Genomic DNA, 8451 nt, shown 5'->3' with positions numbered 1-8451 from the left:
CGTGGGGGACGCGGCGCGAGGGCAGATGGCGTGGGGGCCGGCTGAGCCCGTGATACGTAGCCGCCATCCAGCCTGAGCGGGTAAACCCGCCGCTGGGACAGCGGAAAGCCCCGTCTCGCGCCGACGCGCTCTGCGAACGGGGCTTCAACCGCCAACACGGGCCATCACCCGGCGATGTGGCGAGCGGCCACCGCGGGATGGCGGCGATGCAGTCCGCGCAGGCGGACTTCGCGAATTTCCAGCGGCGAATTCCATTCGCTCCTGGACGACGCGGACGCCGCCTTGGTGCACCTCGACGGCCCTCGGATGAACCGTCGGCGCAGGCCGACATCACGTTTTCGGTGCCGCGAATTCATTCGCCGGGAACGGCTGGGACCCGGCTTTCCCGCCCGATCTACATCCGCCGATCCGCATCCGCCGATCCGCATCCTCCCGACCCACATCCTCCCGACCCACATCCGCCCGCCGTCCATCTCGCGACCTACGCCGGCTCGATGCGGGCGAGGGCGTGCAGGTGCTGGATGACGGCGCGGGCGGTCTCGGCGGCGGCGTATCCGCCTTCCAGCACGGAGACGAGGCGGCCGCCGGTGCGCGCATCGGCCCATTCGCGCAGCACGGTGGTGATGGCGTACACCTCTTCCGGTTGCACGGCCAGCGCGCCCTGCTTGTCCGCCGCCAGGATGTCGAAGCCGGCGGAGAGCAGCACGAAGTCCGGCGTCCCGCTGGGCGGGATGGAATCGAGCACATCGCGCAGGGCGGCGGCGAACACGTCGCCACCGCTGCCGGGCGTCAGCACGCCCGCGACGATCGGCGGATCCTCGTCCGCGGGATGCGGATCGGGGAAAGACTGCGGATGCTGATGGACGGAGACGAGCCGCACGGCGCCGTCATCCGCCAGCAACTGCGCGAGCGCCGTCGGCCGGTGCGCGCCCCACGCCACGACCAGCACGCGCCCCACGCCGCGCCGCGCGCGCAGGTGCCGCGCGGCGATGGCGACGGTGTTGAAGAGCGAGAACTCGCCCGGCGCGTCGGCCCACGCGCCGCGCCCGGGCGGCCGCGCGAGCGCGAATCCGTTGCGCGCGGTGCCGTCCAGCACGGCATCCACCGCCGTCAGCGCCGCGCCCACGGAGGCGAGCGCCGCGTCCCACGACGCGCCGGAGACGGGGACGCCGTCCAGCTCCAGCGTCCGCCCCTCGCGCGCGGACTCGATGCCCCGCTCGCGGACGCGCGCCACGTACGCCGGCGTGTGCGCGAGCAGCAGGTCGGCCTCGGCGGCGGGGATGGCGGGCAGCTGCAGCAGCGGCTCCCACAGGGCCACCATGTCGCGCTGCACGGCGCGCACGATGGCCGGCAGCCGTCCCTGGTGGTCCGGGTGGTTCCACCCCGTGTCGTGCAGCGAGGCGTCCTCGTGGTTTACGAACGCGGTCTTCAAGGGCGAGTGCGAGAGTGCGAAAGTGCGAAAGTGCGAAAGTGCGAAAGTGCGAAAGTGCGAAAGTGCGAAAGAAACCGCCCGCTATTCCCTATTCCCTATTCCCTATTCCCTATTCCCTATTCCCTATTCCCTATTCCCTATTCCCTATTCCCTATTCCCTATTCCCTATTCCCTGCAGTTGCAGGCTGTCCCCTGTAACCTGTCCCCTGTCACCCGCCGTTCACAACCCCGGCGAACCTCTTGCATTGTCCCCGCCCTCCCAAAGCCAACCCACACGCGGAGCACGAGAATGAGCCAGGCAGACAACCCCATCGGCGGACAGCCGGGCCAGGGCATGGGCGGACGCAGCGAGCGCGGCGGCGGCAGCGGCGCGGCCCCGCACGAAGGCGGCGAGCTGGGCGGCAGCGCGCAGGGCGCCAACCCCGGCGGCGACCTGGGCGGATACGGCGGCGGCGCGGGCGGCGGCGACCTGGGCAGCGCGCGCACGGACGACGGGCGCGACGTGCCGTCCAACCGCGAGATGTCCGGCGAGGGCGGCGAGTCCGGCGTGGGCACGCCCGGCCGCGGCGGGATGGACGCGACGGGCTCCGGCGGCGCGGGCGGCGGAAGCCACGCCAGTGGCGGATCCAGGGTGCTGGGCGACCCCAGCGGCGCCATGGGCACCGACGCGCCCGACGGCGACGCGGGGCTCGCCAGCAACGACATCGGCGGGGGCGGCACGTCCGGGCTGGACTGACGAGCCCTCACCCGCTCGCTGTCGCTCGCACCCTCTCCCGCAAACTGCGCGGGAGAGGGTGTATACTTCCACGAGCCGTGGTGCGCGGTGGCGGGGTCGGAGAAGAACGAAGCCCCGTTCGTCGTATTGGCATGCACGCGCGCCGGGCACGACCACGGCGGATCAGCGACCTGTTGACCTGGTCACTCGCGTGGCAGGATGATCGACAAAGCGGCGGGGTCGCGCGTAAAGGTGCGACCCCGCGTCGTTCACCCAATGCAGCCGAACCTCACGGGACGGAGCTCATCAGCACGGGGGTGGCATCGGGGCCTTCGAACGCCCACTCCTGGACGGGACGCGCACCCGTGCGCAGGTCGGGCGAGCCGTGCACGATCACGCGGATGTACGCGTCCGGTGCCCGCCGCGCGAGCAATCGGCCGATGGCCCGCACCACCCGCGGCTGCGTCACCGGTGCGACCGCCATCTCCCCCATGGACCACTGCGTCAGGTCCACCACGCCCTCGATCCGCACGGCGCGGCGCGCGGCGGCCGGAAGCGCATCCATCCGGTCCGGCGCGTATCCGATCGTCACCTGGCGCTGCTTGCCGGCATAGAGCTGAAACGAGAGGGACGCATCCCACAGTCCCACCAAGCTCAGGGCGGGCGCCACGCCGCACAACAAGAGCACCGCGTACCACGACACCGCCACTGGGCGGGCCGCGAACGTCCCCGAACGCGTCCGCAACGCCCGCCACCATGCCCGCCGCGCGTTGTCGAAAGCGGCGCTAGTGGCCCCGGGCCAGAACAGCGCCCACACGGCGACGGCGGTGAACACGTTCCATGGCCAGACGACGGCGTTCACCCCATGACCCAGCGGCCCCAGCATCAGCAGGATGAACGCGTGCACGCCGAGCGCCGCCACGACGGCGGCACGCCGCGTCCGCGGCAGCAGGAGTCCGATGCCCATCGCGACCTCCACCAGCGCCGTCACCAGGGCGAAGGCAATGCCGCCGCGGCCCACCGTCTCAACGTCCACGCCCAACCAGCGGAACAGCGGGCCTGCCGTGTAGGCGTACTCCGTCGTCAGGTACGTGTAGTTGAGCTTGTGCAGCCCCGACCACAGGTACGTGCACGCCAGCGCCAGCTGCAGGGGCGCCATCGCCAACGGTCGCCATTCAGCCGCAGCCTCGCGCATCATCAGCGCCACCCCGGCGATGACGTAGGTGAGCATGTACGGCTGCCACCGCGTCTGATCCAGCACCAGCCACAGGGCCGTGATCCCCAGCGCCACCTGGATGAACCGCCGGGGCCGTGGCACAGCGGCACTCGCCACCAGCGTCGCCAGCATGACGACGAACAGTACCCAATCCAGCGGCGCGGGCGGCTGCGGTAGCCATCCGAGGACGGGAACGGGGGGATAGTCGCGTTCCGTCAGCCAGAGCGGGCGCGAGATGAGCAGCGTGGCGGCGAGGCAGGACGCCCATGCGACGCGTAGCAACCGGATCAACCGATCCGGGCCAGGCGAAACGCGCACGGGAGGCGCGGGATGACCCGGCCGCCTGTCAGCACGGCGGCGCTGGGAGCGAGTAGACAAGGGAAGAATTGCTGGACGGGTCAGGAAGGAGCGGCGCCCGCGACCACGTCACGGACGCCGATCCACCAGCTCGCCATCAGGCCGCGGACGCGCAGTACGCGGGCGTCGGCGCGGGAGGCGCGGGAGGCGCAGTCGGCGCGGCTTCGACCGTCGGCACCGGCGCGGGCTCGACGGGGGGCTGCTGCACGGAATCCGCGACGGTGCCCAGCAGACGGGGGCCGTTGCGGCGCGCGGGGGCCGGCGCGGGGCGGGCAGCGGGGCGCGGCGCCGTGCGGCGGGCCATCTCCTCCGCGTAGCCCGGGCCGATGTAGCGGATCTCCGCGCCGGGCGCGGCATCGCCCACGGCGCGGCGCAGACGCACCTCCAGGATCCCCTGCTCCAGCGTCCACACCGCCAGCGCCGAGTTGCGGCACAGGGGCGGCCCATGCGCGCGCTCCGCCTGCGACGCCGCCAGCGTGAACAGGTCCGGCGCGTTGTGCTGCGCGTTTTCGGGGTGAAAGTAGATCAATCCCACCAGGCTGTCGTTGGTCAGGATGGCGATGGCCTGCGTAAGCCGGTTCTGCGACGCGGCGTGCACCTCGCGGCCGGGGCGGCGGTGCACCACGCGCAACTCCTTGGCCTCCAGTTGCGCGCTCACCTGCTCGGCGTTGATGCCCCACGGCAGCGCGGACGGCAGCGCCTCCTGCGCCGCGGCCGGCACGCGCACCAGGACCACCGCCGCGGCAAGGGCGGCCAAACGCAGCACGACGTTCGTCATCAGGGACGGATGGCGGATGGGAGTGGATCAGGGGTGGCTTGGGCTGAGTCCGGCAATCTCGGCAATTTTCCACGCCGCCGCAAGTTCGCTGCGACGGTAGCAGATTCCGGCCATCCGCATCCTGCTTCTCGACGTGGCTCGGCCCTCCGACAGGTGGATCATCGGAGGGCCGATACGGATCGTCAGCGGTGACGCCGACGGGACGTCAGCAGCCGGGCTGGCCCGGGCAGGTCATGCACGTCACATCGACCGTGTCCAGCGGCTGGCAGTTCAGGCAGGTGTCCTGCGCCGTGTCGATGGGCTGGCACCGCAGCGACTGGGTGACCGGCTCCATGGGGCAGTAGCACGAGTACTCCTGCCAGTACGACTGCGGATACGCCAGGCACCGCGTCTGGTAGTACCCGACTGTCACGTAGCACGGGTTGCCCGTGTTCGCGGCCTGCACGGTGCCGCGCGCATTCGTCACCTGCTCGGTGGTGAACGAGACCACTTCCAGCGCGTCGGCGTTCAGGCGGATCTTCTTCATGGGAGCTCCCTGGGTTCGTCGAAGGGGGATCAGCGGGATACGGACCGGCCGGCGGCGCGAGGCACCGGACGGCTGATTGAAGGCGTCAGCAGCCGGGCCAGCCGGGGCAGGTGTACTCCGTGATCTGCCGGCACTCGATGGCCTCGGAGTAGGGCACCACGGGACAGTAGCAGGTGTCCTCGTTCCAGTACGACGCCGGGTACGCCTGGCAGCGCGTCTGGTAGTACGCCACGGTGATGTAGCAGGGATTGCCGGTGTTCGCGGCGTGCACGGTGCCGCGCGCATCCGCGGCCGGCGCGGTGGTGAACGAGACCACTTCCAGCGCGTCCGCGTTCAGGCGGATCTTCTTCATGGGACCTCCGTGGAGCGGGGGGAAGGACGGCTCACAGTGGATCACACAAATAGTACGTAAATGTGAGTCCAATGGATACCCCTCGTTCCTGATCTCCCCCCGCGGAGCAGATCCGTCCCGGCGCGGGGTTCCGCGCCGGGACGGATCCAGCGGCCCTACGCGTCGCCCCGCAGGCGGCGGATGGCCCACTCCGCGCCGGCCAGCAGCAGCACGCCGAAGAAGAGCAGCCAGCCCAGCGGCAGGCGCGTGCCCGTGTCCGCGCCTTCCGGCGTAAGGCGGCGCATGAGCGGACGCAGCGAGTCCGCCGGGAGCATGCCGCCGCCGGACGCGCCGGCGATCATCGACAGGCGCTGCCACGCGTCCTCCGCCGGGCCGGCGGCCGCCGTCGCGCGGTAGGCGGCGGAGGGCGCGCCCCCCGCGAAGGCGAACGTGTACAGGCCCGTGTCCGCCGGCAGGAACGCGCCGCGCATCACCCCCGCGCGCGATGGGTCCGGCGCCAGCGCCACCGTGTCCGTCCCCCGCCCCGGCCGCGTCAGCAGCAGTGGCGGCAGCGTGGCGCCCTCGTCCCCCTCCGTGTAGACGACGACGTCGCGCCGGGCGCCGGCCGGGCCCACGGGCTCGGGGACCATCAGCGTCACGGGATCGCGCGGGGCCGACGCGAGCCAGTCCACCAGCGCGCGCCAGAACTCGCGATGCTCGCGCACGCGGCCGGCCTCCATCCGCCACCGCCACGTCTCCGTGAGTCCCAGCGACGCCGCGCGCCCCCGGCCGAGCGGACGCAGCGCCAGCACGCCGCCTTCCGGCGTCGAGGCCGCCATGGCCGCGCCCGCGCGGGGGCTGCCCGTGAGCACGGCGCCGGAGCGCACGCGGTCGCCGGGGAGGGCGGACAGCTCCGGCGGCAGCGTCCAGGTGAGCGTGGGGCCGTCCACGGCGCGGGCCCGCGTGGGCCCGGCCGTCAGCGCGAAGGCCGACGCGCCGGCCGCGGCCTGCCCACCCACGAGCAGCACGCCGCCGCCGCGCGCTGCGGACCAGTCCAGCAGCATCCGCCGCTCGCCGTCGCCCACGGGGGCGCCGTGGAGCAGGATGACGGCGTCCGCTCGGTTCAGCCGCTCGGCGCTGATGGCGCCGCCGCCCGCGGCCACGAGCTGGCCGCGGCCCAGGTCGTACGCCGTCTCCACCGTGGCGCCGGACTCCTCCAGCGCGCGCACAACGAACTTGGACTCCCAGTGCGGAAAGCCCGCGCGGACAATCACGTGCGGCGCCCCGGCGCTGTCCACCCACGCGCCCGTGCGCGCCGTCGCGTCGCCCGCCGTCACCGTCCACTCGCGCCAGCCCGGGCGCGGCGGGCGCACGCGGAACGCGCCGGCGTAGTGGCCGCCGGCGTCCGTGCGCACGCGCAGGCTGTCCAGCACGCCCGTCTCGTCCGTCAATCGCACCCACACGCTGTCGCCGGGCGTGGCCGTCACGCGAAAGCCCACCGCCGCCGCGCGGCCGCTGAGCGCGCGGGCCGGCGCCTGCGCCTCCACCAGCGCGTTGCGCGCGGGGATGGCGGCGTACAGGGGCGCGCGGCGGGCGGCGGCGGCCAGCGTCTCCAGCTCGGCGGCCGTGGGCGGCGCCGTGGACGCGCGGGCAATGGCGGGCGGGGCGCGGCCCACGAGCAGCGAATCGGCCGCGCGGTCCAGGGCGCGGGCGTCGTCGATCCACGCGGGCGCGGCGGGACCCGTGCGCGTGCGCCACACGCCGGAGAGCGCGAGCGCCAGGCCCAGCAGCAGCAGGACGGCGCCGCGGAGGAGGAGCGGGATCTTCATCGCGTAAGGGCGTAGACGGCCACGTTCACCCCGAAGCGGGTGTTGTCCACGGAGAGCTGGCGCTTGCTGCGGGCGTGGTAGTTCCACTCCGACGAGTAGTCCTTGTTGGAATACAGAACGCCGATGCGCCCGTTGACCTCCACGCCCATCAGGTTCTCGTGCACCAGGTTGTCGCCCCAGCCGTTCAGCTCGTGGCTCGTGGTGGGCGGCCCTTTGTCGAAGACGAAGAACGCGCGGTAGATCTCGTGGTTGTTGGGGATCTGCTTGAGCGCGCCCGATCCGAAGATGCGGGCGATCTCGGCGACGGCGGTCTTGTGGAATCCTCCGTCGATGTCGTGGTTGTGGTCGTCGATGAAGACGAACCCGCCGCGCTCCACGTACGCCTTGAGGTTGGCGCTTTCCTGCTGGTTGAAGCGCAGCGGAAGGTGCCCCGTCATGAAGACGAAGGGAAAGCGGAACAGCTCCGGGCTGGAGATGTCCACCACCTCGCCCGTGGACGCCACCGGCAGCGACGTGTACTGCGCCAGGGAGTGCAGCAGGTTGGTGGGCAGGAGCGGCGCGGAGTTCCAGTCGCCGCTCTCGTAGCGCGCCGTAGCCCACACGAACGCGTCGGGCGCGGCCGGCGTGGCCTCCGCCTGCGCGACCGGCGCCTGCGGTGCCCGCGCGGACACGACGGACGGCGCGGAGACGAGGGCTGTCGCGGTTCCGGCGATCGCGACGAGGCTGGCCGTCAGCACGGACGCGGCGATCCAGCGGGACGCCCCCTCCGCTCGCTTAGGCTCGCACCTCCCCCACAACTGCTGGGGGAGGTTGATCAGCCCGCGGAGCCGCGACGGGTGACAAGGGTCGCTCTCGGCGTGGGACTCCAGTCCGCCAAGGCGGACTTCGCGATCTTCCAGCGGCGAATTCATTCGCTCCGCGTCTCCGCGCTTCATGCGATCGCCGCCCCTGGCCGCGGAACCGAATCCGCGGAATCCACGCACGCTCACTGGCCCCTCCCGATGCGGCGAAAGTACTCGGCGGCGGCGGGGTCGGCCGTGGACGGCAGGGGGCGCGCGGCGGCACCGGCCGGGGGCGCCAGGCGCTCGCGGGCGCGGCGCAGCAGGTCCCGCGCGCGGTCCGCACGGCCGGCGCCCGCCTCGTTGGCCGCGCGGGCGATGAGCGCCGCCGCCTCGCGGTCCGCCGCCCGGTCGCCCAGGGCACGCGCCGCCAGGTTCGAGATCGACAGCGACGACTCGCGCGGTGGGCGACGGCCCAGCCCGGCGGC

General features: G+C 72.7%; 8 protein-coding genes and 1 pseudogene. 1 reads left to right on the top strand and 8 read right to left on the bottom strand.

Annotated elements, in window-relative coordinates:
• Positions 1-481 precede the first annotated feature (481 nt).
• Positions 482-1432 carry a histone deacetylase gene (locus VFZ20_RS08365; RefSeq protein WP_329683401.1) on the bottom strand — a complete coding sequence of 317 codons (951 nt, stop codon included), beginning with the start codon at positions 1430-1432 and terminating at the stop codon, positions 482-484.
• A gap of 289 nt (positions 1433-1721) precedes the next feature.
• Here VFZ20_RS08365 and VFZ20_RS08360 point away from each other — a divergent pair, with 289 nt between their 5' ends.
• On the top strand, positions 1722-2168 hold the full coding sequence (locus VFZ20_RS08360) for a hypothetical protein (protein WP_329683400.1): 447 nt from the start codon (positions 1722-1724) through the stop codon (positions 2166-2168).
• Positions 2169-2436: 268 nt separating this feature from the next.
• Here the strand turns inward: VFZ20_RS08360 and VFZ20_RS08355 are convergent, their stop codons facing one another.
• The 7 genes and pseudogenes from VFZ20_RS08355 to VFZ20_RS08325 all read right to left on the bottom strand — a co-directional run.
• Positions 2437-3645: a hypothetical protein gene (locus tag VFZ20_RS08355; RefSeq protein ID WP_329683399.1), complete on the bottom strand. Its 1209-nt coding sequence runs from the start codon at positions 3643-3645 to the stop codon at positions 2437-2439.
• A 172-nt stretch (positions 3646-3817) separates the two neighbouring features.
• Positions 3818-4498, bottom strand: coding sequence for a hypothetical protein (locus tag VFZ20_RS08350; protein WP_329683398.1), 681 nt, complete (start codon positions 4496-4498; stop codon positions 3818-3820).
• Between the two features lie 205 nt (positions 4499-4703).
• Positions 4704-5024: a hypothetical protein gene (locus tag VFZ20_RS08345; RefSeq protein ID WP_329683397.1), complete on the bottom strand. Its 321-nt coding sequence runs from the start codon at positions 5022-5024 to the stop codon at positions 4704-4706.
• 85 nt (positions 5025-5109) lie between these two features.
• Positions 5110-5376 carry a hypothetical protein gene (locus VFZ20_RS08340; RefSeq protein WP_329683396.1) on the bottom strand — a complete coding sequence of 89 codons (267 nt, stop codon included), beginning with the start codon at positions 5374-5376 and terminating at the stop codon, positions 5110-5112.
• Between the two features lie 155 nt (positions 5377-5531).
• The gene (locus VFZ20_RS08335) at positions 5532-7184 is read right to left on the bottom strand and encodes a hypothetical protein (protein WP_329683395.1); all 1653 of its coding nucleotides are present in this window, start codon (positions 7182-7184) and stop codon (positions 5532-5534) included.
• The gene (locus tag VFZ20_RS08330) at positions 7181-7921 is read right to left on the bottom strand and encodes a DUF4159 domain-containing protein (RefSeq protein WP_329683394.1); all 741 of its coding nucleotides are present in this window, start codon (positions 7919-7921) and stop codon (positions 7181-7183) included. Before VFZ20_RS08330 ends, VFZ20_RS08335 begins: the two co-directional genes overlap by 4 nt.
• A 248-nt stretch (positions 7922-8169) precedes the next feature.
• A pseudogene (locus tag VFZ20_RS08325) lies at positions 8170-8451 on the bottom strand (hypothetical protein); the annotation flags it as partial.

Source organism: Longimicrobium sp., assembly GCF_036280135.1.
In the GTDB taxonomy this organism is placed as follows: Bacteria; Gemmatimonadota; Gemmatimonadetes; order Longimicrobiales; family Longimicrobiaceae; genus Longimicrobium.
This window is presented reverse-complemented; position numbering and strand designations above follow the sequence as displayed.

Coding starts and splice junctions, on each gene's coding strand:
- VFZ20_RS08360 (WP_329683400.1), top strand. CDS start 1,722: ATGAGCCAGGCAGACAACCCCATCGGCGGACAGCCGGGCCAGGGCATG.
- VFZ20_RS08350 (WP_329683398.1), bottom strand. CDS start 4,498: ATGACGAACGTCGTGCTGCGTTTGGCCGCCCTTGCCGCGGCGGTGGTC.
- VFZ20_RS08340 (WP_329683396.1), bottom strand. CDS start 5,376: ATGAAGAAGATCCGCCTGAACGCGGACGCGCTGGAAGTGGTCTCGTTC.
- VFZ20_RS08335 (WP_329683395.1), bottom strand. CDS start 7,184: ATGAAGATCCCGCTCCTCCTCCGCGGCGCCGTCCTGCTGCTGCTGGGC.
- VFZ20_RS08345 (WP_329683397.1), bottom strand. CDS start 5,024: ATGAAGAAGATCCGCCTGAACGCCGACGCGCTGGAAGTGGTCTCGTTC.